Origin of the sequence: Paenibacillus sp. FSL W8-0919, assembly GCF_038003785.1 — a bacterium.
Taxonomy (GTDB): domain Bacteria; phylum Bacillota; class Bacilli; order Paenibacillales; family Paenibacillaceae; genus Paenibacillus_AQ; species Paenibacillus_AQ lactis.
Genome location: NZ_JBBOPV010000001.1, coordinates 3,434,568 through 3,460,163 on the forward strand (window position 1 = coordinate 3,434,568; position 25,596 = coordinate 3,460,163).

28 protein-coding genes are annotated in these 25,596 nt (G+C 52.0%); 21 read left to right on the forward strand and 7 right to left on the reverse strand.

Annotated elements, in window-relative coordinates:
* The first annotated feature begins 220 nt into the window (after positions 1-220).
* The 3 genes from helD to NST44_RS15520 all read left to right on the forward strand — a co-directional run bounded on the left by helD (position 221) and on the right by NST44_RS15520 (position 5,865).
* Positions 221-2,554: an RNA polymerase recycling motor HelD gene (helD, locus tag NST44_RS15510; protein ID WP_213614424.1), complete on the forward strand. Its 2,334-nt coding sequence runs from the start codon at positions 221-223 to the stop codon at positions 2,552-2,554.
* A 220-nt stretch (positions 2,555-2,774) separates the two neighbouring features.
* The gene (locus NST44_RS15515; protein WP_340900038.1) at positions 2,775-4,478 is read left to right on the forward strand and encodes a methyl-accepting chemotaxis protein; all 1,704 of its coding nucleotides are present in this window, start codon (positions 2,775-2,777) and stop codon (positions 4,476-4,478) included.
* 106 nt (positions 4,479-4,584) lie between these two features.
* Positions 4,585-5,865 carry an MFS transporter gene (locus NST44_RS15520; RefSeq protein ID WP_210094708.1) on the forward strand — a complete coding sequence of 427 codons (1,281 nt, stop codon included), beginning with the start codon at positions 4,585-4,587 and terminating at the stop codon, positions 5,863-5,865.
* A 51-nt stretch (positions 5,866-5,916) separates the two neighbouring features.
* Here NST44_RS15520 and NST44_RS15525 read toward each other — a convergent pair whose 3' ends face one another.
* Both NST44_RS15525 and NST44_RS15530 read right to left on the reverse strand, forming a co-directional pair.
* The gene (locus tag NST44_RS15525) at positions 5,917-7,143 is read right to left on the reverse strand and encodes an MFS transporter (protein ID WP_340900041.1); all 1,227 of its coding nucleotides are present in this window, start codon (positions 7,141-7,143) and stop codon (positions 5,917-5,919) included.
* On the reverse strand, positions 7,130-7,600 hold the full coding sequence (locus tag NST44_RS15530; RefSeq protein WP_276825350.1) for a MarR family winged helix-turn-helix transcriptional regulator: 471 nt from the start codon (positions 7,598-7,600) through the stop codon (positions 7,130-7,132). The genes NST44_RS15525 and NST44_RS15530 overlap by 14 nt, the downstream gene beginning before the upstream one ends.
* A 222-nt stretch (positions 7,601-7,822) precedes the next feature.
* Between NST44_RS15530 and NST44_RS15535 the strand changes: the two genes are divergently transcribed.
* The 5 genes from NST44_RS15535 to NST44_RS15555 all read left to right on the forward strand — a co-directional run bounded on the left by NST44_RS15535 (position 7,823) and on the right by NST44_RS15555 (position 11,839).
* On the forward strand, positions 7,823-8,560 hold the full coding sequence (locus NST44_RS15535; protein WP_028405334.1) for a glycerophosphodiester phosphodiesterase: 738 nt from the start codon (positions 7,823-7,825) through the stop codon (positions 8,558-8,560).
* Between the two features lie 4 nt (positions 8,561-8,564).
* Entirely contained in the window at positions 8,565-9,773 is a 1,209-nt protein-coding gene (locus tag NST44_RS15540; RefSeq protein WP_007132140.1) for an SLC45 family MFS transporter, read from the forward strand.
* Positions 9,774-10,075: 302 nt separating this feature from the next.
* Positions 10,076-10,699 (forward strand): TraX family protein, encoded by a 624-nt coding sequence (locus NST44_RS15545; RefSeq protein WP_007132139.1) that lies wholly within the window; start codon positions 10,076-10,078, stop codon positions 10,697-10,699.
* Between the two features lie 64 nt (positions 10,700-10,763).
* Complete coding sequence (locus tag NST44_RS15550; RefSeq protein ID WP_007132138.1) at positions 10,764-11,183, forward strand: hypothetical protein; 420 nt, start codon at positions 10,764-10,766, stop codon at positions 11,181-11,183.
* A gap of 80 nt (positions 11,184-11,263) precedes the next feature.
* Positions 11,264-11,839, forward strand: a complete 576-nt coding sequence (locus tag NST44_RS15555; protein WP_007132137.1) for a macro domain-containing protein — start codon at positions 11,264-11,266, stop codon at positions 11,837-11,839.
* Positions 11,840-11,885: 46 nt separating this feature from the next.
* Here NST44_RS15555 and NST44_RS15560 read toward each other — a convergent pair whose 3' ends face one another.
* On the reverse strand, positions 11,886-12,083 hold the full coding sequence (locus tag NST44_RS15560) for a hypothetical protein (protein ID WP_007132136.1): 198 nt from the start codon (positions 12,081-12,083) through the stop codon (positions 11,886-11,888).
* An 89-nt stretch (positions 12,084-12,172) separates the two neighbouring features.
* Here NST44_RS15560 and rpiA point away from each other — a divergent pair, with 89 nt between their 5' ends.
* The 4 genes from rpiA (at position 12,173) to NST44_RS15580 (ending at position 14,631) form a co-directional block, all read left to right on the forward strand.
* A complete protein-coding gene (rpiA, locus tag NST44_RS15565) occupies positions 12,173-12,871 on the forward strand; it encodes a ribose-5-phosphate isomerase RpiA (protein WP_144869081.1) in 699 nt (232 codons plus the stop codon).
* Between the two features lie 65 nt (positions 12,872-12,936).
* Positions 12,937-13,386 carry a MarR family winged helix-turn-helix transcriptional regulator gene (locus tag NST44_RS15570; RefSeq protein ID WP_007132134.1) on the forward strand — a complete coding sequence of 150 codons (450 nt, stop codon included), beginning with the start codon at positions 12,937-12,939 and terminating at the stop codon, positions 13,384-13,386.
* Between the two features lie 51 nt (positions 13,387-13,437).
* Positions 13,438-13,875 carry a GNAT family N-acetyltransferase gene (locus NST44_RS15575; RefSeq protein ID WP_007132133.1) on the forward strand — a complete coding sequence of 146 codons (438 nt, stop codon included), beginning with the start codon at positions 13,438-13,440 and terminating at the stop codon, positions 13,873-13,875.
* Between the two features lie 120 nt (positions 13,876-13,995).
* Positions 13,996-14,631 carry a GDSL-type esterase/lipase family protein gene (locus NST44_RS15580; RefSeq protein ID WP_210094705.1) on the forward strand — a complete coding sequence of 212 codons (636 nt, stop codon included), beginning with the start codon at positions 13,996-13,998 and terminating at the stop codon, positions 14,629-14,631.
* A gap of 104 nt (positions 14,632-14,735) precedes the next feature.
* On the opposite strand, the gene NST44_RS15585 is transcribed toward NST44_RS15580, so the two are convergent.
* Positions 14,736-15,407 (reverse strand): tetratricopeptide repeat protein, encoded by a 672-nt coding sequence (locus NST44_RS15585; RefSeq protein ID WP_007132131.1) that lies wholly within the window; start codon positions 15,405-15,407, stop codon positions 14,736-14,738.
* 177 nt (positions 15,408-15,584) lie between these two features.
* On the opposite strand from NST44_RS15585, the gene NST44_RS15590 reads away from it, so the two are divergent.
* Both NST44_RS15590 and NST44_RS15595 read left to right on the forward strand, forming a co-directional pair.
* Positions 15,585-15,827, forward strand: coding sequence for a helix-turn-helix domain-containing protein (locus NST44_RS15590; RefSeq protein ID WP_007132130.1), 243 nt, complete (start codon positions 15,585-15,587; stop codon positions 15,825-15,827).
* Between the two features lie 170 nt (positions 15,828-15,997).
* Positions 15,998-16,129, forward strand: a complete 132-nt coding sequence (locus NST44_RS15595; RefSeq protein WP_077567186.1) for a sporulation protein YjcZ — start codon at positions 15,998-16,000, stop codon at positions 16,127-16,129.
* Positions 16,130-16,221: 92 nt separating this feature from the next.
* Here the strand turns inward: NST44_RS15595 and NST44_RS15600 are convergent, their stop codons facing one another.
* The gene (locus NST44_RS15600; RefSeq protein WP_007132129.1) at positions 16,222-16,905 is read right to left on the reverse strand and encodes a stalk domain-containing protein; all 684 of its coding nucleotides are present in this window, start codon (positions 16,903-16,905) and stop codon (positions 16,222-16,224) included.
* 177 nt (positions 16,906-17,082) lie between these two features.
* Between NST44_RS15600 and NST44_RS15605 the strand changes: the two genes are divergently transcribed.
* The 4 genes from NST44_RS15605 (at position 17,083) to coaD (ending at position 20,949) form a co-directional block, all read left to right on the forward strand.
* Positions 17,083-17,682, forward strand: a complete 600-nt coding sequence (locus NST44_RS15605; protein ID WP_007132128.1) for a short chain dehydrogenase — start codon at positions 17,083-17,085, stop codon at positions 17,680-17,682.
* Positions 17,683-17,999: 317 nt separating this feature from the next.
* A protein-coding gene (locus NST44_RS15610) for an IS1182 family transposase (protein WP_213617301.1) occupies positions 18,000-19,360 on the forward strand; the annotation gives its coding sequence in 2 pieces (ribosomal slippage) (positions 18,000-18,567 and positions 18,567-19,360; 1,362 coding nt in all).
* Positions 19,361-19,838: 478 nt separating this feature from the next.
* Positions 19,839-20,450, forward strand: coding sequence for a 16S rRNA (guanine(966)-N(2))-methyltransferase RsmD (gene rsmD / locus NST44_RS15615; RefSeq protein ID WP_028406694.1), 612 nt, complete (start codon positions 19,839-19,841; stop codon positions 20,448-20,450).
* The gene (gene coaD / locus NST44_RS15620; protein ID WP_007132126.1) at positions 20,434-20,949 is read left to right on the forward strand and encodes a pantetheine-phosphate adenylyltransferase; all 516 of its coding nucleotides are present in this window, start codon (positions 20,434-20,436) and stop codon (positions 20,947-20,949) included. The genes rsmD and coaD overlap by 17 nt, the downstream gene beginning before the upstream one ends.
* Here the strand turns inward: coaD and NST44_RS15625 are convergent.
* Positions 20,927-22,138, reverse strand: coding sequence for a nucleoside recognition domain-containing protein (locus tag NST44_RS15625; protein WP_213617103.1), 1,212 nt, complete (start codon positions 22,136-22,138; stop codon positions 20,927-20,929). The genes coaD and NST44_RS15625 overlap by 23 nt on opposite strands.
* A gap of 110 nt (positions 22,139-22,248) precedes the next feature.
* Between NST44_RS15625 and NST44_RS15630 the strand changes: the two genes are divergently transcribed.
* Positions 22,249-23,289, forward strand: coding sequence for a SepM family pheromone-processing serine protease (locus tag NST44_RS15630; RefSeq protein WP_007132124.1), 1,041 nt, complete (start codon positions 22,249-22,251; stop codon positions 23,287-23,289).
* Here NST44_RS15630 and NST44_RS15635 read toward each other — a convergent pair.
* Entirely contained in the window at positions 23,279-24,514 is a 1,236-nt protein-coding gene (locus tag NST44_RS15635; protein WP_007132123.1) for a nucleotidyltransferase, read from the reverse strand. The genes NST44_RS15630 and NST44_RS15635 overlap by 11 nt on opposite strands.
* A 199-nt stretch (positions 24,515-24,713) precedes the next feature.
* On the opposite strand from NST44_RS15635, the gene NST44_RS15640 reads away from it, so the two are divergent.
* Together NST44_RS15640 and rpmF are read left to right on the forward strand one after the other, a co-directional pair.
* The gene (locus tag NST44_RS15640; RefSeq protein WP_007132122.1) at positions 24,714-25,223 is read left to right on the forward strand and encodes a YceD family protein; all 510 of its coding nucleotides are present in this window, start codon (positions 24,714-24,716) and stop codon (positions 25,221-25,223) included.
* A 52-nt stretch (positions 25,224-25,275) separates the two neighbouring features.
* The gene (rpmF, locus tag NST44_RS15645) at positions 25,276-25,449 is read left to right on the forward strand and encodes a 50S ribosomal protein L32 (RefSeq protein WP_006211382.1); all 174 of its coding nucleotides are present in this window, start codon (positions 25,276-25,278) and stop codon (positions 25,447-25,449) included.
* The last annotated feature ends 147 nt before the right edge of the window (positions 25,450-25,596 follow it).

The following is a 25,596-nucleotide window of genomic DNA, read 5'->3' on the forward strand; positions in this document are numbered from 1 at the left end:
CGCTCCGAACCCTATACGTTACGAAGAGGTCATGGAAGGCAGCAAAAAAGCCGGCTTCGCAGCCGGCTCCTAATGTTCATTATAATATTGATTCCACTTCATCACACTGCTATAATAAGCAATGTTCTGTCATTAATAAGACATAAATGGTCATAATATGACAATTATATTGTATCACAGATTTCTTACGCTGTCAACCAGTAGATTAGGGGGATGAGCAATGGCTATCAGCGAACAGGATTGGCAAGAGGAACAAGGGCGAGTTACAGAAGTTACAGGCAAGATCGGACGGAAGATTTCGGAGTTGGAAGCAGATGTCGGAGGGATACGCGAAGAAGTCATCGAAATGCGGAAGGATTTCTGGGACGAGGTAACCGTGAACTTCAGTAACCCCGATGATTTGGGCGAGACGTCAACGAACCTGAGACAGCAATCCCAGGTGTTGTCGGAACGGGAACGCGCCCATCTGCAATCAAGCAAGCTGCTCAAGAAATACCGGAAGCTTGTCGATTCCCCTTATTTCGGACGGATTGATTTTCAGGAAGACGGATGGCCGGAGACGGAGTCGATCTATTTGGGAACAGGCTCCTTCATGGACGAGGATATGGAGACCTTCCTGGTGTATGACTGGCGGGCACCGATTTCCAGTCTTTATTATGACGGAGCGCCGGGACCGGCCCAGTACGAGACGCCTTCGGGCATGGTGACCGGAGAGATGCTGCTTAAACGTCAGTTTGTCATCCATGACGCCAAGATCCAGGTGCTGTTCGATACAGGCATGACGATCGGCGACGAGCTTCTCCAGCAGGTGCTCAGCCATAGCGCGGATGATCGGATGAAATCCATTGTCGCTACGATTCAAAAAGAGCAAAATGCGGTCATCCGCAACGATAAAACGCGCATGCTCATTGTCCAAGGGGCTGCAGGCAGCGGAAAGACCTCGGCTGCACTGCAGCGGGTCGCATACCTATTGTATAAATATCGGGAGACGCTGCGGGCGGATCAGATGATCCTGTTCTCGCCCAACCCGCTCTTCAACAGCTATGTGTCCACCGTTCTGCCTGAGCTGGGCGAGGACAATATGCAGCAGACGACGTTTCAGTCTTATCTTGAGTTTCGGCTGGGCAAGGAGTTTGATTTGGAGGATGTGTTTACCCAGACGGAAACCCTTCTAAATGAAGAAGACTCGCCGGAGTATAAAGCCAGGCTTGAAGGCATCGCCTTTAAGTCCTCGGGTGCATATCTGGATACGATTCGGCGTTATAAGGAATTGCTCGAGAAGGAAGGAATGCTCTTCAAGCCGGCGGTGTTCCAAGGCAAAGTAATCGTGAGTTCCGATGAGATGGCGGCGCAGTTTTACAGCTACGACTCTGCCGTTAAGCTGGCCGGCCGCATTGATCTCATGAAGGAATGGCTGTTGAAGCGGCTGTCCGAGTTCGCCCAGCAAGAGAAAAGCGCACCTTGGGTGGAGGAGAAAATCGATCTGCTCGATTCGGAGGATTATCAACGCGCTTACCAGACGATGCGGAGAAAGCAGAATAGTAAGGAAACGACCTTTGACGATTTCGAGAAAGAGCGGGATATTCTGGCCAAAATGGTCGTCAGCGACAGCCTGAAGCCGATCCGTCGCTGGATCAAGCGGTATCGATACGTCGATGTATCGGGTATGTACCGAAAGCTGTTCCAGGACGAAGCATTATTCCGCCGGGCTGCCGGAAACACGGGTTCTTTGCCGAAGTATTGGGAGCAGATCTGCAATCTCACCGTTCAGGCATTGCATGAGAAACGGCTGATGTATGAAGATGCTACGCCGTTTCTCTATCTGAAGGAGCTGCTTCAGGGCTTCCGGACCAACACGTCGATCCGGCATGTCATTGTCGACGAGGTTCAGGATTATTCCGCCTTTCAGCTGGAATTCCTGAAACGGCTGTTCCCGCGGGCGAAGATGACGGTGCTGGGGGACTTGAACCAGGCGATCTATGCGCATGGCGAGGAGCTAGGAAGTTTGGAAAATCTGGTCAGCCTGTACGGTGAAGAAGAGACCGAGGTCATTAACCTCACTCAGAGTTATCGTTCAACGCATGAAATCGTGGAATTTACGCGGCAGATGATCCCCGGCGGAGACCGGATCGTTCCATTCAATCGAAGCGGCGAGGCACCGCAGGTCATCCCGGTCAAGGATGAAGCAGCGCTTGAGCAGGCGGTGATTCAAGACATCGCCGAGCTTCATGCCCAAGGATATGAATATGTCGCTGTGATCTGCCGAACGGATGAGGAGAGCCGGCGCGTGCACCGGCAGCTGTCGGAGAGCGTCCAGGTTCGGCTTATCACCAAGAACACGCCTGCCTTTGAGAAGGGAACGCTTGTGGTTCCGGCGTATCTGGCCAAAGGCGTAGAATTTGACGCGGTGATCATCTACAACGGTTCTGAGGAAGTATACCGCCGGGAAAGTGACCGGAAGCTGTTCTACACCGCATGCACGCGAGCCATGCACCGGCTTCACATTTACCATGTCGGCGAGAAAAGCCGTTTTATTCCGGATTCAACAAATTAGAAGAGGCGGTATCCTCTGCTAGGAATGCAATGAGGTTGATGTGCCAGTTTAGGCCGTCAGCCTCTTTTTTTGATAAAACATTTGGCCAGTGGACAATTAAGTAGGTGTTTTCCGTAAAGTTTTGCGTTTCATCCGTCTGATGATCTATTCATTTCATGAGCTTTTTTGCCGAAAAATACCTTGGGAATATAAATTCATACAAAAGGTCGGGTGCTCACGGATGAAAATAAAAACGAAACTCATACTTTCATCTACGATTCTTGCCGCGGTCACGGCGGTAATCATGGTCATTGCATTTATTTCCACAAATTCGACAGAGAGAAAGTTCAGTCAAATCATCGATGTGGATCAGAAGATCATCTATAACCTGACCCAGCTGGAATATTTATTAACCGGCATATCGAATGATGAACGGGGTTATTTGTTAACCGGCGACGATGAGTATGTCAACTCGTTGAAATCGAAGCAGCAGTCCATCGCAGCGTTGATGGAGGAGACGAAGGGATTGATGACCTCCGCCGAGGACAAGAAGGTGATTGAGGGCATCGAAGCGGGATTCGCCGATTATACCGGTGCGGTCACCGAGGTATTGAATAAGCTCGGCTATGATTCCGGATTCTATAAAGCGGTGCCTTTCCGAATCTATGAGGAGGCCTTCAATCGTGAGCGGGAGCTACGCAAATCGTTTGAAACGCTCGTTACCGATTTTACAGCCAGCAAAAATGCAGCGCTGGCCAAGCAGGCGAACCGAATTGCCGAAGCCAGCCGATTCCAGAATAACGTCATTCTATTGATAGGACTTGCCGCAATCGCGTATTTTGCCGTACAGGGATATCTGCTGACCCGTTCGATTCAGCCTTTGAACCGGATGAAGGATCAACTGTTGAAAATTGCGGAGGGAGGCGGCGATCTCGTAACACGGCTGCATATTACGACGAAGGATGAAATCCGGGATGTCGCCGACGCATATAATAAGCTGGTACAGGGCTTTAGAGACATGGTGGTGAAAATTCAAGATACGGCAGGCCAAGTCGGCGCATCCGCGTCTCTTCTGCATACGACGACCGAGGAGATTCGCCAAGCCACGCATCAAACCTCAAGCATTATGGAGCAAGTGGCTGCAGGGGTAGAGAGTCAGCTTCAGGATACGGAGGAAACGACAACAACCGTAACCGATATGGCTGAAGGAATGAAGCATATCGCAATGACGGCGCAAGAGGTGTCCGGACTTGCATCGACAGCCAACAGGCTGGCCGCCGATGGAGAGCAGGCGATCGTACAGACGTTGAATCAAATGAAGGGCATCCGTACAAGCGTGGACCAGTCGGCGCAATCCGTACGCCACCTTGGCGAGCGAGCCTCCAGCATCGGAGTCATGGGTCAGGTGATCATCGAAATTGCCGAGCAGACCTCGCTGCTTGCGATGAACGCTTCCATCGAAGCCGCCAGGGCGGGCGAACACGGCAGAGGCTTCGCGGTCGTTGCGGCCGAGGTCCGAAAGCTGGCCGACCAGGCTTCGAATTCTTCGATCGAAATCCGCCAATTTGTTCAACAGCTCCAGCAGGACATCTATGAGCTTGCGAATGTGATGGAACGAAGCACCCGCGAGGTCTCCGAGGGCATGGATGTCGCGCAAGGGGCGGAACGGGCGTTCAAAGACATCGAGCGGGCCATCGAGGAATTGAACGGTCAGATGTATGGCGTGACCGTGGCAACGGAAGAGATGAATGCCGGAGCCGAAGAGCTGGTGCACACCATCCGCAGAATACAGGACGTAACGGAAACAACGGCAGCGGGAACTCAAAGCGTAAGCGCGGCGACCGAAGAGCAGCTGGCTTCGATGGAGGAGATTGCGGGCTCCGTAGAGGATCTGAGCAGCATGTCGAAGCAGCTGACGGAGCTGATGTCCGGGTTTAAAGTGTAGGCAGTACCATAATTTATTCGGGTAAAATCGACCACCTTGATCGGATGCATATTCTAGGCGAAAGAACCTACAATATGGATACTGATAACATAAAGGTGGTCTTCTCATGGAAAGTAAAAAATGGGACCTGGTTGCGCTTGCTTCCATACCGCTCATTATGACGCTCGGCAACTCCATGCTGATTCCCATTTTGCCGCAAATATCTAAAGTCCTGGGAATAAGCTCCTTTCAAGTTAGCATGCTGATTACGGTTTATGCCGTGGTAGCCATTTTGCTGATTCCGATCGCAGGCTATTTATCGGACCGGTTCGGGCGCAAGAAGATCATCATACCGAGTTTAATCATTGCGGCGGCGGGCGGAGCGGTCTCTGCCGTGGCAGCATGGCTGCTCGCGGGAACGACATCTTATTATGTTATTCTGGCTGGCCGGTTTCTTCAGGGAATCGGTGCGGCGGGCGCATTTCCGATCGTGATTCCGCTGGTCAGCGATATGTTCAATGACGAAGAGAAGGTCAGTAAAAGCTTGGGTATTATCGAAACATCCAATACGTTCGGCAAGGTTATAAGTCCAATCCTAGGGGCGCTGCTAGGTAGCTTTCTTTGGTTTCTGCCGTTTATCGCCATTCCGGTCCTGTGTTTGATCTCGTTGGTGCTCGTCATCTTTCTGGTGAAGGCGCCCAAGGGAGATAATCATGATGAGCGATCCCTCGGCGAGTTTCTAAAGACAACCCGTGAGGTGCTTCGCGAGAAGGGACGGTGGATGTATGCCATATTTGCGATCGGAGGCATTGCCATGTTTGGCGTGTTTGGCATGCTGTTCTATTTATCCGAGACGCTGGAAAGCACATACCGCCTGCAGGGAGTCGTTAAAGGCTTGGTGCTTGCCATCCCTCTTGCCCTGTTGTGTTTGGCTTCCTACTTGGCAGGGAAATTCACCGGAAAAAACAAACGAGGGATGAAGTGGACGGGGTTTGCCGGAATGTGTCTCTTAACGGCTTCGCTGCTCGTGATCGGATTCAGCGATCAGATCTATTTCGTGATCGGCATGATGACCATCGGCGGAATCGGGATCGGAATGGTTCTCCCATGTATGGATACCCTGCTGACCGAGGGGGTTGACAAGGAGCAGCGGGGAACGATCACGTCGCTATACAGCAGCATGCGGTTTATCGGCGTATCGCTGGGACCGCCCGTCGTCTCCTTGCTGCTGGGAACGCATCACGGGGTCATGTTCGGCACGCTTGCAGCCATCGCTGCGGTAGGCGGATTGCTTACGCTGTTTGCCGTGAAACCCGAAGCCAAGAAGGATGATCCGGGGGGCGGATCCTATCGGGTGGAATTCAAGAAGCCGAAGGGAATTAAGAAAAAAGGTCTTGTCCACAAGTGAGTGGACAAGACCTTTTTTTCTTTTATGCACATGAAAGAGCTGCAGGGCGAGTTATCCGGCAGCGCTCTGATTCGACTCGTTTAAGGCAGGAGGAGCTGCCGCAGTCCCCCGCACCAGCTTCATGATGCCATATATCACGATAAGCAGCACCAACGAGATGGCAGAGAACCGGTACATCATGCCGTAGGATGTTGCCTTGGCAATCGACCCCAGCACAATCGAGCCGACCGCTACGCCGAAGTCGAGCGAGTTGAAGAACATGCCGTTAGCCATGCCGCGCTGCTTCGGATGAACCTCCTGGATCATCCAGGTCTGAATCGATGGCTGCATTGCTCCGTAGCCCAGGCCGTAGCATAGTGCCGACAGCAGCGAACCCGTTGAAGTGGCAAAGGTCAGCAGCAGCAGGCCTGCAATCATAAGAATGGCAGCCGGAACCATCAGCGCTTTATGCCCGTAGCGATCATAAATTTTGCCGGAGAACGGGCGAACGAGAATGATGGCCAGCGCATTGAACAGAAAGAAGTATTGGGGATTGCTGAGATGGGCCTCATGGCCATATAACGCCATAAAGCTGAGCAGTCCGCCGTACGTAATCGACATTAAAAAGTTCAGTACGCTCGGGAGGATCAGTTTGCGGTTAAATCCGGTCGGCATATCATCCGCCTGCGCCTTAGACACCGGCGAGGCCTCCGCCTTCGGTTTCTTGGATAACAGGATGAAGGCCAGCGGGAAGATCAGAATATTAATCAGCACGGTAAGCATCACGAGCGGCGTAAAGCCTCCGTCCTGAAGCATCGTAAGTCCGATCATCGGACCGATGGACATGGCCAGCGTCGTCGATAGACCGAAATACCCCATGCCTTCGCCCATCCGTTTGGGCGGGATCACGTTGGATGCCATCGTCGGGAACGAGGTGCTCGTCATGCCGAAGCCGATCCCGAACAGGATGCGCATCATGAGCAAAAAGACGATACCGGTGGCCCAATAATAACCAAGGGTTGCCGCCAAGGAGATGACAAGGCCGACATACAGCAGAAGCCGGAGCTTGCCTTTCTCCAAAGCTTTGCTTGAGACGAATCTTGATAGAATCGCACTGAATGCAAATAGACTTGTAATGAGGCTGACCTGAAGCGGGCTGGCCGTAAAGGCATCCTGCGCATATGCGGGCAGCGTGGTCAGCATCATCTGCAGGGTCAGGAACAGGAACAGGTTGCTGACCATCAGGGTAATGAATTCTTTGGTCCATAATGGTTGTTTCGGGTTGTTATTCGGGTTCATGTAGGCTATCTCTCCTGTTGTTCTGTAGATGTTGAAGATTATCATTGATGCGTGAGAGCGTATCCCAGAATAGCTCCAGCTGCCGGCTGTCGATTCCTTCGATGATCTGCCGGCCGCACTCGCGTTCGATCTCCGCCGTAGCGTCAATCAATTGCTTGCCGGTTTCGGTCAGATACAGCTGGAAAGCTCTGCGGTCATGCGGTGAGACTGTCTTTCGCGTATAGCCCTTCTTCTCGAGCAAATCCAAAATCCGGGTCGTCGTAGGCTGATCCTTATCGGCCTTCGCCGCGACCTCTTTCTGATTCAGCCCTTCATGCTCCCAAATGCGATACAGGACGAGCCACTGCTCGGGCGTTATGTCATACGGCTTCAAAGCATGACCGAACCATTGGGAGGCCCGCCGATAGGTGTAGCCGAGGTAAAAGCCGATGGAGGGAGTGGAGGCAGGTTTTTTCAAGAAACAAGTCACACCTTTCATTTCACGCTTTCAAAAATAGTTGTCTTAACAATTATATGTATGACATTCGTTTGACGTCAATCCCAAATAAAATAAATCGCTTTCATGACAGGGATTTCCCATTTCTTGTGGAATATGAGAAGAGGGATAACATAGTTCTAACAATTGCGAGCTATAGTTAAAATGACAAACTTTTATACCATTCAGGAGGCGAAGGAAAACATGCCGCAATTAATCAATTTTGCCCATCGCGGGGCTTCGGCAGTCTGCCCGGAAAATACGATGGCGGCTTTTGAAAAAAGCCTGGAGCTTGGTGCCACCGGCATTGAGACCGATGTACAGATGACGAAGGATGGAAGACTCGTCCTCATCCATGACGAGACGCTGAAGCGTACCGCCGGAGCGGAAGGATTCGTTAAGGATTACACCTACGAGGAGCTGTCGAAGCTGGACGCAGGCGGATGGTTCGGTGAGGCATTCCAAGGGGAGCGCATTCCGCTGCTGGAGGAGCTGCTCGAGCTTACCCAAAGCCGCGGCACGATCGTCAATATCGAGCTGAAGAACAGCTCGGTACCGTATCCGGGTCTCGAGGAAAAGGTGATCGAGGCGGTCAACCAATTTAAGATGGGCGATCGTATCGTCATATCCAGCTTCAATCACTATTCGCTCCTTCATTGCAAGCGCGTGGATTCGGAGATCCGGACGGGCATTTTATATATGGAAGGCTTGTACGAGCCTTGGGAATACGCCAAGCGCATTCAAGCCGATGCGCTTCATGCCTACAAGAAGGCTGTTCTTCCTGAATGGGTGGCGGAAGCACAACGGAACGGCGTCGTATACCATCCGTTTACCGTTAACGACGAGAACGAGATGAAATCATTGATTGAAGCCGGAGTAGCCGGCATTATTACCGATTATCCGGACGTGCTCTCCGGATTGCTGCAGACTAAGGGAGTGTGAGCTTTTGAGAAAAACATGGCTGCTGGGCTTCGGTTTTTTCAGCATTAGCATCACCTGGGCACTGTATAACGCTTTTGTGCCTTATTTTCTGGAGCGGTACATCTCCAGTGTCGCGTTGATCGGTTTTTTCATGACAATCGACAATTACTTTGCCTTATTTTTGCAGCCATGGATCGGAAGTCGGAGTGACCGGACGCATACAAGGTTCGGAAGAAGGATGCCTTATCTGCTGATCGGGATGCCGCTTGGCGCATTGTTTACGGCAATCATCCCCTTTCATAACGGACTGGCGACGCTGCTCCTGTTCATGGTGCTGATGAACCTCGCCATGAGCTTGTACCGCTCGCCAACCGTATCCTTGATGCCCGATATTACGGAAGAGCGACGCCGTACGCGCGCCAACGGGATCATTAACTTCATGGGAGGCGTCGGTTCGATACTGGCATTCGGTGCCGGATCCATTCTCTATAATGCCCATCCGTCGCTGCCATTCATCGCCGCCGCAGTCGTCACCTTGGCGTCCCTTCTTATCTTGACGGTGTTTATTAAAGAACGGAGAGATGCTCCAGGTTATCAAGCCCAGACGGAAGCCAAGTCCGCGGTATCCTTCAAGAAACAGCTGAATCGTACGACGGCGCTTCTGCTTGCTGCCATCTTCTTCTGGTTTGTTGCCTATCAAGGCGTAGAGACGCTGTTTACCCTGTACGGTAAAAATGAAATGGGACTGACGGAGTCACAGGCGTCCTTTTCCTTGACCTTCTTCTCGCTGGCGTTTGTGCTGTTCGCGATTCCCAGCGGATGGCTCGGCAGCAGGTTCGGGAAGAAGCGTGTTATCAGCATAGGCGTCCTGGGATTGCTTATTGTATTCTCCCTCGTGCCGCTGATCGAGTCGCTGCTTGTGCTGCGGATCCTGCTGACCGTGGGAGGATTGTTCTGGGCGTGCATCAACATCAATTCCTACCCGTTCGTTGTTTCTACCGGCTCGGAGGATAGCATCGGCACGAGAACGGGGATGTACTATCTTGTATCTTCACTTGCCGCCATATCCTCGCCGCCTCTCCTCGGCAAGCTGATCGACGGCATGGGCTATTCGATATTGTTCTATTGTGCGGCGGGCAGCATGCTGCTGGCGCTCATCTGCGTCCTGATGATCCGCCATCCCGAGTCATCGAGCCATAACAAGCCGCAAGCGGCTTCGGCCGGGGCGCCGTAAGCGTACGAAGTCCTGAATCTTCTCCCATGAATAAGGGATATTGCAGCCATCCGGCACATCAGCCGGGTGGTTTTTTTAAATGCTGAAAGCCCGTTCGCCGGATCATTAGGCTGACCTTCTTGGCATACACCTCAGCAGAGGATCTCGCTGCAGCAGCCCCGCAGTTCCGGGCAGCATGATCAGGTTTTACTCGGCAAGCCTCAACGCTACTTGCAACCGTCCCCAAAGCAACCGATAATAGATATGCTGGGTTCCGAAAATACATAGCGTACTCGAAAGCTGTACAAAGGAGGAGGGCCGTGATGCAATGGATCGCTATGCTGACGATGCTGATTGATCATGTGGGGCTCGTATTTTATCCGAATCAGGAATTTTGGCGGATCATCGGACGCATCGCCTTTCCCATCTACGCTTACGCCCTGGTTCAAGGGCATCGTTATACCTCCTCGAGACCGCGTTACATGCTGCGACTTGCCGTTATTGCGGTTATATCCCAAATCCCCTATCAGCTGGCGCTTGATACCCGAGGCTTGAACGTGGTCGTTACGCTGTTTGTTGGGGCACTGGTGCTCTATCTGCTGGAACGCTCGAAATCGTGGATACTGTCGTCGATGCTCATCATAGCCGCATGCACGCTCTTGAATGATCTTCCATTTGATTACGGTGCTTATGGACTCATGCTGATTCTCATCTTTCGATATGCGAAGCCGAGCTGGCTCGCCCCGCTTCATATGCTGCTGAATCTGCTGTTCCTGTTCGTCAACAACTGGGAGCTTCAAATGTGGAGCGTTATTCCTACAGTGCTTATTACTTATGGTCCGCAGATTTGGAGAAAGCTTGAAACCGTCCGGGTAAGCCGCTGGGTGTGGCGTTCCTTTTATCCGCTGCATCTGCTCGTCATCGCAGTAATGCGGATTTTCATGTAGATCGACGCACGGTCGCCCCAGAGGAGTGGATCGATACGAACCATTAGAAGGAGAGGCTTTATTGATGATGAATATTGCCATTGCTGCGGCCGTAATTTTATTTGCGGCAGCAGGTTATCTTGCGTTCATGAATTCCAGATTGATCGCAGATAAAAAGCGGGAAGCATACATTCCTCCGCCGGCTTCGGAATATACCGTTTATAAGACACCCCAATTCACGAGGGAGGATGAACGGACCCTGACACCGATCGGCGTTATGGAATATGAGGATCCTCAAGGTCCCATGAAGGTGTACTTATGCCGGGTTCGGCATAAAGCCGAGGATCTGAAGCTGGAGGAGGCGGGGGATGTATTTCTCTCCCATCTGAAAGCCGCGCGGGACCGGGGGACGCTCCGGTTCTACCGGACGGTTGAGGAAGCGCTCCAGGGCCAGGATGAGATCCGGCTGACCGAACGGCTAACGGCGGTCGCCAAAAAAAGATAACACCAAGCCGGGGCATTCAGGGTCAACCGCCCCTCAGGCGGGGTAATAAAGGGTTAAAAGACCGAAAGGAGATTTTCCGAATGAAAACATTTAAAATCGGAAGGACATCGGTCTCCGTCATTATAGGCGATATTACGACATGGACGGGCGACATTATCGTAAATGCGGCAAATTCGGGATTGCTGGGCGGAAAAGGGGTCGACGGTGCAATTCACAGTGCCGGCGGACCCGAAATTATGGAACAGTGCATGGAGATTCGCAAGCAGCAGGGCGGGTGCCCGCCCGGCAACGCCGTTATTACAGGTGCGGGGCGCTTGGCTGCACAGCATATCATTCACACCGTCGGCCCGATCTGGGAAGGAGGCGGGCGCCGCGAGGAGCACACGCTTGCGGAATGCTACCGAAACAGTCTTCTGCTTGCCATTGAGGTAGGCGCACGAAGCATCGCCTTTCCTAATATCAGCACCGGCATCTATGAATACCCGAAAGCCCCGGCCTGCGATGTTGCCCTCACGGCTGTTACGAAGCTGCTGGAGGAGGACCTTCCGGATAACCGGCTGGAGCGGATTGACTTTGTGTGTTATTCTCCCGAGAACGCCGAGCTCTATGAGAACTGGCTCGAACGCTTCACGCGGGAGAAGGAGGCTCAAATATAAGGGCAGGGGCGCCAAGGCGCCCCTCTCGTTATTTCGGTATACTTGATTACATATGGTAGGAGCCTTCCGGCTCGTTCAGCACCCATTCCAGCATGATCATCATATCGTCGAGGCGGGCCTCCTGTTGAACTAGGGCAGCGCGCTGCGGACTGCTCTCGTCCAGCTGTGCAATACGGGCGTGCAGCAGTTTTTTTTGCATGGTAAGCTCATTGAGCTTGGACTTGATCTGATTCTCGGTTCGCATATTCAACCTCCGTGTTGAACGAAATAAGTCGGTATAATTGAATATTATAGCATGGGTTGCACCATGATGTAGAAAGGTGAGATCACGGTATGAACACGGAATACAATATGAAGCAAATTGCGGCGGAGCGTGCTGCCGGTTATGTCCAAAGCGGGATGAAGGTCGGTCTCGGAACCGGTTCAACGGCTTATTACGCCATTCTCAAAATCGGGGAAATGGTCCGGGCGGGGCTCGATATCCAAGCTGTAGCGACCTCTCGGGCTTCCGAGGAGCTCGCGGTTCAGCAGGGGATTCCGTTCACCCCGGTCCGGGATATCGACCGACTGGATTTGACGATTGACGGAGCGGATGAGCTTGACGGGATGCTACGGCTAATCAAGGGCGGAGGAGGAGCGCTGCTGCGTGAGAAAATGACGGCGTACCGCAGCGACAAGCTGATTATCATTGCCGATGAGACGAAGGAGGTGCCCGTTCTGGGGGCGTTTCCGCTACCGGTCGAAATCATTCCTTTCGCCTACGAATGGACCGTTCAATCCTTGAAGGAGCTTGGATGCTCTGTACAAATCCGCCGTGACCGCGAAGGAGCCGTCTATGAGACGGATAATGGCAACTATATTGCAGACTGCAGCTTTGGGCGGATCTCCGAGCCTGAAGAGCTGGCTGCCCGGCTGACGGGCATTCCGGGCGTGGTCGAGCACGGCTTGTTTCTAGGGATGGCCGATCAAGCGATCATTGGATGCCGGGACGGGTCGGTGCGGATTATCGGAGCTGACTCGGCGAGTGAATAATCCATTTGACAGTTGAGCCTTGCGTTCATTAACCTTAATACATGACAACTTTCGGAGGGTGAAATATGTCGGATATTCAAGAACAAGAGGATTATCCATTGCATTTGATGGTTATTTTGGCAAGAGCCTATAATGCGGTTATGACGCATTCCAACCGCAGCATTCAGAGTCACGGGTTGAATTCCACGGAATTCGGCGTCCTGGATGTTCTGTACCACAAAGGACCGCAGCCGCTGCAGAAAATCGGTGAAAAAGTGCTGATCTCGAGCGGCAATATTACATATGTGGTAGACAAGCTGCAGAAGAAAAATCTCCTCGTGCGGCGGGCATCAGCAGAGGATCGCCGCGTGATATATGCGGAGCTGACCCCGGAGGGCAAAGCGTTCTTCGAATCGATCTTTCCCGGCCACCAGCAGCTGATGATCAAGGCGCTCAGCGGCTTGACCGATCAAGAAAAGGCAGAGGCGGTCAAGCTTCTGAAGAAGCTAGGCCGAAGCGCGGAGGAAATGCTCTAGCACAGGCTTTCGTCTGTTCGTACACACAATGAATGATGGGGGATACAAGGTATGCTCAAGGAAATGACATCCCAAGCGGCTAAGCTGGAGGTAAGGGAGCTGCTTGGCTATTCGGTTTTTCCCGATCCGGATCAGGTAGAGAAGGCCGTTTCACTTTATAAGGCCGAAGGCGGGAGCAAGCTCTATGGTTACGTTGAGGAGGGGCTTCTCGTCGGCATTATCGGCTGTGATATTCAGCGGGATGAAGTTACGATCAGACATCTTGCCGTACTCCCGGAGAACCGGGGGAAAGGCTATGGACGGGGGATGATATTGGAGCTGCTGCTTCAGCTCGATCCTAAGCCTAAGCGAGTTATCGCGGAGACCGACGATGAAGCGGTGGACTTTTACCGGAATATCGGCTTTGAAGTGCACAGCCTCGGCGAGAAATATCCTGGGGTTGAACGGTTCCGTTGTATTTATGAGGTCGATGAGGAGACATCGGATTAAGGGTCCTGTAATCCGAAGAACAAGCATCAGCCTGTATTCTTTTTATCCGAGGCACTGTCCCGTTTCACAACCGATGCTCCCGCTCATATAATGTCATAACGAGCGGGACAGGGGGTGAACATGTTGGTGTACCATTATACCGCTGTCGGCGATTCGCTGACCTTCGGGTTCGGGGCGATGCCTGGCAGCGGCTTTGTTCCGCTATATCGCCGGATGGCGGAAGAGAGACTTCAGCAATTTGTGGCTCACGAAAATATGGGGATCAACGGATTAACATCCGAGGGGCTGTATGAGCGGATCGTTCAAAATCCGGCCTATCGTTACCATTTGCAGCAGGCTCATATCATAACCATAACGATTGGCGGCAACGACTTGATCAGAGCCGTGAAATCCGCCGGCGGCCGTCCTGACCGGGAATCTCTGGATCGGGCGCTGCTCCGTTGCCAGTATTACATGTCTAACACCGTCAAGCATATTCGAAATATTAAGGCAGGAGGCGGCAAAGCTTATTTCATCCGTGCCGTCGGGCTGTACAATCCGTATCCTGCTTCCGGGGAAGCAGGGGAATACGTATCGCGGTTTAATCGATATCTTCATAGCCTCAGCGACGTGTACTTCCGGATTGCCGATGTGAATGCCGCATTTGCAGGCAAAGAGAAGGAGCTGCTATCGGTGGATGGGCTTCATCCGAACGGGAAAGGCTACCGGATTGTCGCCGAGCAGCTGCATCGGCTTGGGTACAAGCCGCTGGTATAACATAGAAGCATGACAAGGCCCGCTGGCAAATCGCCGGCGGGTCTTGTTATGCTTCGAAGGGATGAACTTGCTGCGGAGCTTCTTATAATGGATTTCAGGCACGTTTAGAATAAGTTCCGCCAAAAGCTCCGAACCGCCCACTTGCGTTCTTGGCGCCGCTTGTACTTGGGAAGGGATCGGTATACGCTCATCGACTCCGAGAAGGCTTCCTTGGCTTCCTGACGCTGTCCCAGAACCCGATACATGGTTCCCAGGAGGTAGTATGCTTCAGAAGAAGAAGAGTGCATGGTATGAAACTTCTGTAAATAATCGAGCGCTTTCGCGGAATCCGCCGTGCGGAACGCGTCGGCAAGCCTTAGGTATGGCCGGCCGTATTTTACCCGGGGATTGATATCCAGCGCTTGAAGGATATCCGCTTCTCCTTGAGCGGTATTTCCGGTCTTCAGGCGGGCGGTGCCGATATCATCCCAGTATTCCGCCGAATCCTGCAAGCTTTCCGAGATGGACTCCAGCAGCTTCAGCGCCTCCCCGTATTTGCGGCGCTCGATCAGCAGCCTTGCCAGCTCATGTCGCGAGGAGACGTCGCTGGGACTGGCTGCGATATTTTTTCGCAGCTTGGATATCTGTCTTGCCCGCTGAATCGGACGCGTAATGCTGGGAAACACCCCGACAAATCTGCGGTCCAGGACGTAAACGATAAGCAGAAGAACAATAATGGCGATGAACGGATTGCCGAAAATATAAAACAGCATGCCAAAAATAATGAATTTCCCCAAGGATGATCCCCCAATTTCTAGTTCATGAATTCTTACGAAATTATACCATATCCTGGGGTCCTTGGAAGATCATATTTCGATTTCAAAGGCTCTGCTCAGGCGTGACTTGCCCGGAGTACCCGGGGTATTGAAATACGGGCGGCCTCGGCCGATATACATAGTAAAGAGGTGATAATCATGGCGAAAAAGGGGCAGACATTTCATACCTACAGTTTCGAAACGAAGAAGAAGGCAGTCGCCATGCGGCTTGCGGGTAAAACGAAGAAAGAGGTGGCATCCGCCTTGCAAATTTCAGACATCGGGCGGCTAAAGGTATGGATGCGCAAATTCCGCGAGCATGGGGAGGAAGGGCTGATTGACCGGCGCAGGAAATTATTGAATCCGGCGGATCCCAACCGATTGATCGAAGAAGAAGAATAACAACCGCCTTTATTAGAGGCCTATATACGGAAGACGCGAGGGAGTAGAAGCGCCCTGGCGTCTTTGTTTTAATGACGGATGGACCCCTGGACCCGGGGGCATTTTCATTATTATTGTCCGGTCAGGTTGATCGCCCAGTTCATTTTAGCGGAAGCGTCATAGTATGGTGTATGTTCAAAAAAGGAGGGATACATGTGAGCGGAGTAGCTGGAGGATATGGTGGTTATGGATACGGCTCTTCAGTAGGTGCTATCTTGGTATTATTCATCTTGTTGGTGATCATTACTCGCGCATTTATCTAATCCATTCTTTTATAGTGAACAGAGTAATCACGACCTGCTGAAAGCGCTAGAAGAGCCCCTGCCGATGGCAGGGGCTCTTCTTCCATTATCGTTTACTTATAAGTTCCAGCGAAGAATAGAATATCGTCGCCAATTTCGACTTTTGGGTACTTAGCCGAAACCTCGATTTCTTTGGCTCCATCAATATCAACGGTGACTGTTTCAATGCTGTCGCTCGGAGTGATAACGACTTCTTTCAGGAGCACGCCCCCACTCATGATTTTTACCACGATATCTTTGTTAACCGATACAGGGAATACGGACAATTCGAGGGTTTGGTGTTTGCCTCCAGGTCTTAACGTGAATCCTTTTTCTACCCCATTAATGCTATTGAGGATGACTCCTGAACCATAATCTTTACCATTATGTACGGTGTGCTGCTTGTCCTTGGTTATAACAGAGGCATATGACAATTTAATCTCTTCCGATGTAATCGGGGTTAGATCCGATTTTTCGCCCAGTTTGATTTTCTGAGCTTTATTATCATATTCCACTGCAACGCCCAGTGCATCCGATACCGCTCGGACAGGTAGGTAAGTCGTGTTGTTATAAGAAATGGCGGCGATGCGGTTCCCCGACTGATCCTTCGGCGTCCATTGCTTTCCATTCACCTCGTAGGCAATGCCCCAGTTCAAATGAGCTGTGATCTTCTCAAGGACGGGAGCTGCACTTACACCAATCGTCATCCCGCCGACCAATGTTGCCGCAGACAGTAATGCTACAAACCTTTTCTTCAATGTTTCATTTCCTCCTTTTTACTCTTTCCCCTATGTAAGGGCATGCCAGGCCATTATACATAATTGAAGAATAGAACAGCAAGGCTCCCCGATCTGGCATATAGCAATTCCATGTGATACGATTTGACTTGTCCAATTATTGACATATACAGACCAACAGGATGGAGGAATAGGGTCATGAAAATTTTGATGGTGGGCGCATCCGGAACACTGGGGACAGCGGTTCGCAAAGAACTGGGGCAGCATCATGAAATTATAACAGCTGGACGCAAAGGTGCTGATATCACCATGGATATGTCCGTTCCTGAAAGTATCGCGAGTATGTATAAGGCTGTCGGCTCCGTAGATGCAGTGGTCTGTACCGCAGGCCAGGCTTACTTTGGTCCTCTCCACGAATTGACGCCGGAGCTGAATGAAATCGCGATTATGGGTAAATTGAAGGGGCAAATCAATCTTGTTTTGCTCGGGCTGGACCATGTTCATGATCGGGGAAGCTTTACGTTAACCACCGGCATTATTATGGACAGTCCCATTATTGGAGGTATATCTTCCGCCATGGCTGGAGGAGCGATTAAAGCCTTCGTTCAGGCTGCAGCCATTGAAATGCCGCGAGGGATACGTATCAACAATGTCAGCCCCAATGTACTTAAGGAATCGATGGATACATACGGTCCATACTTCCCGGGGTTTGAGCCCGTATCTGCCGGGAGAGCCGCGCTTGCCTACCGAAAGAGCGTTGAGGGTGCCCAAACCGGACAAACGTACACGGTTTATTGAGCAACGCGTAACCTGAAATGTTGCTAAGTAAAACATCGGAAAAAATAGGTTCGCTTCCGCTTTTGGGTTACACGAACGTAGGAGCGGGACGGTTACAGCTGGTGGAAGATGACGATGAACTGCTCAACGACATCCGGGGGTATGTTAAGAATCACGGTGATGATAGCAACTCAGTTAAAAGAAGCCGCTCATCTTAAATGAGCGGTCAGGCTGTCGAGAAAGTCTCGACAGCTATTTTCTTGTGAATTTAATTCAACACGACACCGCGTTAATGTTGTATAATGGTATTAAATAAACCGTTCGGAAGGGTGTTACATATGTTGCGTTCGAATCGAGAAAAACAGCAGGCTTACGAATTTGTTTCGATTGAAGAATTGGTTCCTCAAGATCATCTGCTCCGTAAAGTGGACAAGTATATCGATTTCTCTTTCATCGACGAAAAGGTTCGTCCGCTTTACTGTGCTGATAATGGGCGGCCAGCTATCGACCCTGTCGTGTTATTTAAAATGATTTTCCTCGGTTATTTTTATGGCATCCGTTCCGAACGCCAACTCGAACGTGAGATTCAAACCAATCTTGCTTACCGCTGGTTTTTGGGGTTAGGTCTAACCGACAAAGTGCCTGACCATTCTACGATTAGCTGGAATCGTCGCACTCGCTTTAAAGACACCGAGATTTTTCAGGAGATCTTCGATGAGATTGTGCTTCAAGCTATCCAGCACCGTATGGTGGGCGGACGTGTCTTAGTTACCGATTCAACCCACGTCAAAGCGAGTGCGAACAAGCATAAATACACAAAGGAGCAGGTTTTACAAAACACCCGTGACTATGTGAGTGAACTTAATGCTGCCGTGGAGGCTGACCGGAATGCACATGGAAAAAAGCGCTAAAGCCTAGAGAGGACGTGATCGAGGAAAAGGAAGTCAAAGTGAGCACGACAGATCCCGACAGCGGTTATATGATCCGTGATGGGAAACCGGAAGGATTTTTCTACTTAGATCACCGTACTGTGGACCTGAAATACAATATGATTACGGATGTACATGTCACCGCTGGAAATGTCCATGATTCTGTACCGTATTTATCCCGTTTGGATCGTCAACAACAACGATTTGGTTTTAAAGTCGAAGCCGTTGCTCTGGACTCCGGGTATTTGACTTCACCCATTTGCAAAGGGCTGCAAAGCCGAAATATTTTTGCCGTTATTGCTCACCGAAGATTTCACTCAACCCAAGGTTTATTCCCAAAATGGAAGTTCACTTATGACGCACAGCGTAATGTTTATGTCTGTCCAGCGAAGCACGAATTACCGTACACGACGACCAACCGCGAGGGATACCGGCAGTACGCTTCGGATCCACAGCATTGCAAGAACTGCCCGTTATTAAACGAATGCACACGGTCTCGCAACCACCGAAAGGTGGTAACCCGTCATGTCTGGGAGGACAGCAAAGAGTGGGTGCGAGGCAACCGGTTGAGTCGATCCGGGAAATATCTCTACCGAAAACGAAAAGAAACGATTGAGCGAAGCTTCGCGGATGCCAAAGAGCTCCATGGGTTTCGCTATTGCCGTTTGCGCGGTTTGCAGAACGTCAGGGAACAGGCCTTGATGACGGCAGCCGTGCAGAACATGAAGAAGATGGCGATCCACCTGGATCGCCTGGAAAAACGGGGGTAGCCCCCTCATATTTTTCTTAACTTAGTTACTTTGGAAATACAGAGAAACCCTGATCCTTTAAAAGGACAGGGTTTCTCGACAATCTGGCCGCTCATCTTAAATGAGCGGTTTTTTTTAATTAAGATACCGAGCCGAAATCCATCGAAATGGAACAAAAAAAGAAAACAATCCCTACAGTAAAATCCTGATACTGCAGGGATTGTTTTCGGGAGCCTCCGAAGAGACTCCCTCATGGGAGAGGAGAAACCGGACGAAGAGCTTATGGGGAAACGTAAGTCTTCTCCGCGGTTGTCTACGACATTCATTGATGTCGATATCTTTAGGATGCCCGGCAGGAGCGGAAATATACCTGAGTTTGAAAAAAAATGAAGAGGGGGCATGTTTCATTTTTCATATGCGGCAGGATTATGTTACGATAATCAATGCTATGGCCGTCATGGCCATGAATCTTGATGTGATGAAACGGGTGAATCGAGCAGTGAGAGTAGTATCCGGAAGTGCAAAAGGCCGACCGCTGAAAAGCGTTCCCGGCATGAGCACCCGTCCGACGACGGATAAAGTGAAGGAAGCGATATTCAGTATGATCGGCCCCTACTTTGACGGGGGAACCGTCCTTGACCTGTTTGCGGGCACGGGCGGCCTTGGCATCGAGGCGTTAAGCCGGGGAATGGATCGTGCTGTTTTTATTGACGTGGAGCAGCGGAGCATTGAGACGATCAAGGATAATCTGAAGGCTGTACGCCTGCAAGAGGCGGCAGAGGTATATCGCAACGATGCGGCAAGAGCGCTTAAGGTGCTGGAGAAGCGGGGCGCGGCATTCGATCTGGTGTTTCTGGACCCTCCCTATAAGTTCAAAAATGGGGATGAGCTCATGAATGATATGGCGGAGCGCAAGCTTCTACGCGAGGGAGCCGTTATTGTTCTGGAATATGAGTCGGGCTATGAATATCCGGAGAGCTTCGGCCATTTTCACGGCATGCGAACAGCGAGGTACGGCGAAACCGCCGTCACCATATACAGATACGAAACCGTACAAGGACAAGCTGCCGGTGCGGATGAGGAGGAATCACACGATGACAACCGAGAATAATAGTACATATCGAATTGCCGTTTATCCCGGCAGCTTTGATCCTGTGACGATGGGGCATATGGATATCATTACGAGGGCTTCAAAGCAGTTTGACTTGCTGATCGTGGCCGTTCTAAACAACTTAAGCAAAAACCCGCTGTTTACGGTGGAGGAGCGGAAGGATCTGTTGAGAGAGGCTACCCGTCATCTGCCGAACGTGGAAATCGACAGCTTCCGCGATCTGTTAGCCAATTATGTGCGTCAGCGGAATGCGCAAGTGATCGTCCGCGGGATCCGGACCGTTACGGATTTCGAGTATGAGCTGCAGCTCGCCTCGACCAATCATAAGCTGAATCCCGATGCGGAGACGATCTTCATGATGACCCATCCGAAATATTCCTTTCTCAGCTCAAGTCTGGTTAAAGAGATCGCACACTTCAACGGCGATACGACCGACCTGGTCAGTCCCGAGGTGGATGCGGCTTTGCGCCGTAAATTCAACGCCGCACGCGAACAATAATGGATGAAATCACCCATAGCGCTGCCGCAATCAGCAAGAAAAAGGCAATTTGTGTTTGAAGAACGGACGGAAATCCTGTCCACAGGTTGAAGATATTCCCGTTCTGTCCAGTCTGCGGCGGCTCCGTTCTGAAGGCCGGGACGATGGCGGCAGACAGGCTGCTTGCGGGCTTCCAGCATACCAGCATAACCAAGAATGCGAGCAAGGAATGAACGATTCGCTTCAGGATAAAGTAGCTCCACGAAAGGCCGGCATCCCGCATAAGGGAGAGGCTTTGCAGCTGGGCGCTAATGCCGCTCCAGGCGAGTACGGCGGATAAGACGGCAAGCTGCATGGCGCTGTTCGTAAAGGCGGAGCTGCTGATCGATGCGGATGCAAGGTGGATTTCCAGCAATCCCGAGGTAAAATAAGAAGGAAGCAAGGGCAGCACGTTTTCGGACAGTACCCGGGTAAGCACGGCAAATAACAGGATGAAGCCGCCGGACATCATTAAGGTTTGGACAGAGCGGGTGACGGAGTCTCCCAGCAGTCTGCCAAAGCTGCGCCCGTCCCGTTTGTGGGCTTCCAATGCAGCCGCAGCGGCTCGCTTTAATAGCGGAACTTGCCGGGCAGGCTTGTTCGGTTTTGCAACATCGTTTCGTCCATGCGGTGTTCTTCTGAAAAAACTGAACAGCCACGCGGCCAGGAGGCCGGTAATCCAGTGCACGATAAGGAGCAGGTACCCCGCCGCTGGCTGATGGAGCAGCCCGGTTCCGATGACAACCAGAATCGTCATCGGATTGCAGAAGTGGGCCATGGCGGCAAGCCTTCCCGCTTCGCCTGGGCCGAGGTCGCCCTGCCTGTGCATGGAGGCGGCGGCTTGAGCGCCGGCCGGAAATCCGGCGGTCATCCCTGTAATGAGCACCCAGCCGCCGCTGCCCGGCAGCTTGAATAGCTTTCGCATGAGCGGATCGAGCAGAACGCCTGCACCATGGGCGAAGCCGTAGGCCATCAATATTTCCACAAGGACAAGAAACGGCAGCAGTGCGGGAAATACGATGTTCCACCATAATTTCAAAGCTTGCAGGGTGGCCTGAAAGGCGGGCTCGGGCGCGCTGACGACGGCCAGCACCAGCAAGAAGGCGGCTGCCCCCAGCAGGACGGTGCTGGCGAATCCGGACTGGGTTTTGGTGGCGTTGCCTTTATTCATAAGGAATCTCCTTTCGACGTAAACATAGCTAGTACAACTTTATGCAAGGGAGACAACCGTCAGACCAATCTTGGCGCGAGGCCCGGATTTAGAAGGCGAGGGAGAATGCGATGAAGAAGACTGTTAAACCGAATGGCTCAAGAATTATACTGTATTTATTGATGGTTGGATTAATGGTGTACCTGGTCGTGTACATGCCGACACCTTATTTGATTTATCAGCCGGGCAGCGCCGAGGAGGTGCGGCCGATGATCCGCGTCGAGAAGAGCGATCCCGAGGAAGAGGGGACGTTCATGATGACGACCGTATCGGCCAGTTATGCGAACCTTGCCTTGCTGATGATGTCGACGTTCAATCCGAATGCCGAGGTTGTGCAAAAGGCTGAAAAGATGGGGGATCAGAGCAAGGAGGAATACGCGGCCACCCAGGTCTATTACATGAACTCCTCCCAATCGTCCGCTATGGAGGCTGCCTATCAGGCAGCCGGCGTTGAATATGCCATTGAGCCGGCCTACGTGTTCGTGATGTCGATCCCTGACGATTCCGCCAATGCGGATCATTTTCGGCCGGGAGACAAACTGATCCGGATTGACGGACAGCCTGCGAAGGACAACGAGAAAATCGCCGCATTGTTAAGCGGCAAGCAAGTCGGAGACAAGGTGTCGGTGGAGCTGGAGCGTGGAGGTAAAACCTTGAAGGAGGATGTGTCTCTCGTCAGCATCAAGGACGAAAAGACGGGAGCGGAGCGCCCGGGTCTTGGGGTCATGATCGCCACCATGCAGAAGGTTGCGCCGAGCAACCCGGATTACGTGATCAACTTTGCGGATACCAACATCGGGGGACCTTCGGCCGGATTGATCTTCACGCTGGAAATTTACAATCAGCTCACGCCGGGCGATTTGAGCAAGGGCTACCGGATCGCCGGAACGGGCACGATCGACAAGTCGGGCAAGGTTGGTCCCATCGGCGGCGTGAAGCACAAAATTGTTGCGGCCGACAGGGAGGGAGCCGAAATCTTCTTCGTGCCGACGAAGAACTACGAGGAAGCCAAGAAGCGGGCCGACCGGATCGGAACGGACATGAAGCTTGTACAAGTCGAGCGCCTGCAGGATGCGCTGGACTATCTGGAGCAGCTGCCGCCTAAAGAGTAAGGGGCGGCAGCCGATAGTCATGGTAGAGGTCGCGGGCGTCCGCATTCGGGTAGGCGTTGGCGTACACGGCGGCTGCTTGAAGGTCGCGCGTAAGCTGGGGATGATCCAGCGAGGCCGGTTTAATGACGACCGGAAGGGAAGCGGTCTTCCTCATCGTTCTCAGCAGTTTTTTTCCAGTCTCATTGAACCCAAGCACACGGATATAGCCCGGGCCACGGACAAGCTCGCCGGGATTCATCCCGGCTTTCTGGTGGTTCAGCATAATATGCACCAGCATGCGCTGCAGCTTGGTACGGGTGTATCGTTTGGTCTTGAGCGAATCCAGCAGCGCATCCACGGAGCTGTTATCGAGCTTGGGGAGCATTCGGCGGATTCGATACTCAAGCCCTTCGGTCACTTCCAGACACTGCGCAAGCTGGGCCGGGGGAGATGTGAGCAAGGTCTGGAACAGCGGCTGGCGGAACCTGTCCCAGTTCATCGGGGCTCTGCCCGATCGGATTTCGCGTTCCAGGATCCGCAGCGTATATTCGGGAATATACGGAGCAGCCGCTTCAATGCCTTGGTTGGCAATGATCCTGCGGACCGCCGTTGCGCTGGCGATGGATCCGGTCCCTGGCTCGGGGTCATGATACTGGGCGCTTTCCCTGGAGATGGTGAAGGGCTCTATGGAGCTCCCTAACCGGTGAAGCGCGATCAGGTAATGCAGCCCTAAGGAATTATTCGGCTTCGTAAGCAGTTCCCGCAGCCCGGCAGCGTCTTCTTCGGAAACGCCAAAGGCGGCGGCAGCCGCGGCGCCGTAGGCGGACGGGAAGCTTAGCCCTTCCGCAAGGCGCTGGTCAAGCTCCGCGCGAAGTCTGTCCGGTTCCCTGGCGAGGATGCGGGAGAGAGGGAGAAGCTGCTCCAGCGTACCGCTCTCCGATCCGAATGACAGGCAGTCCACGACGCCTGTTGCATGAAGGGTGGCGACGGCGCCGTATGCGAACCATTCCGCCGGCTGCACCGCATAGGTGACCGGCAGCTCGAGCACGAGGTCGACCCCCATGGCAAGCGCCATTTCCGTTCGGGCGCGCTTGCTGGCAATGGCGGGCTCGCCGCGCTGGAGGAACGGACCGCTCATGACGGCGACTACCGCATCCGCGCGCGTGATTTTTTTGGATTTATGAAAATGCAGCTCATGGCCGTTATGTAAGGGGTTATATTCAACCACGATTCCAACCGTTTTCACTGTACTTCAACTCCTTGCTTAAGAATATAACATAATTCGATGCCGAAACTGCAAGAATAAACGCATGCGTAAGCGGCGTTGCATGCAGTGCCTGCCGCGGCGCAAAAAAAGGATATCCGCAAGGTTCTTAAAGGTAATCCTGTTGACAAAACTCCGGCTGAATCGGTATAATAATCTTTGTTTGTTTGGAGTGATGGATATGCTTATTCAATTTCGTAAATTGACAACCAGCGATCAACCGTTACAGTTCCATCAAACCGTGGATGTTACGAATGCCGTAAAGGGTCGGAAGGATATCGTCGCCGTTCAGCCGCTGCAAGTGGATTTGAAGGCAGTTCCGTCCGTTGCAGGCTCGGTAGACGTTCGGGGAAGCTTGGAAGCTGAGCTGGAGATGAAATGCTCCCGCTGCTTGAAGCCGGTCAACGAACATCTGCACATCCCTTTTCATGAAGTATTCCAGCAGGTGGAGAATCCTGAATCCATTCAGGACGAAGATGACGACACGACATATGTGCAAGGCGAGAGTGTGGATCTCGCTCCATATGTGGAGGAAGCATTTCTTCTTCAACTGCCGCTAGCTCCGGTATGCAGGGACGACTGCAAGGGACTTTGCCACAATTGCGGCAAAGATCTTAATGAAGGCGCCTGCGATTGCGACACGGAAGTAATTGATCCGAGATTGGCCGGGCTAAAGGACTTCTTTAAATGATGATGGATAGGATACCCGTGAAAGCGGGTTGAACCGATAAGGAGGTGGGAACATGGCAGTACCTCAACGTAGAACGTCCAAAACACGTCGTGACAAGCGTCGTACTCACTTTAAGCTGGCTGTGCCGGGCATGGTGAAATGCGAGCAATGCGGAGAACTGAAGCTTGCTCATCGCGTATGTAAAGTATGCGGAACGTATAAGGCAAGAGAGATCATCAAACAATAGTCTTTTCATAAGTAGTACTTCATCTCTGGTGAGGTGCTATTTTTTTTGTCCCGGTCCTCTTTCTTTTTAACGTGACATCATTTATACTTAACATTAGTACCAGGTTCTAATATTTGCGACTAATTTACATATAGGTTTGAAGTATGG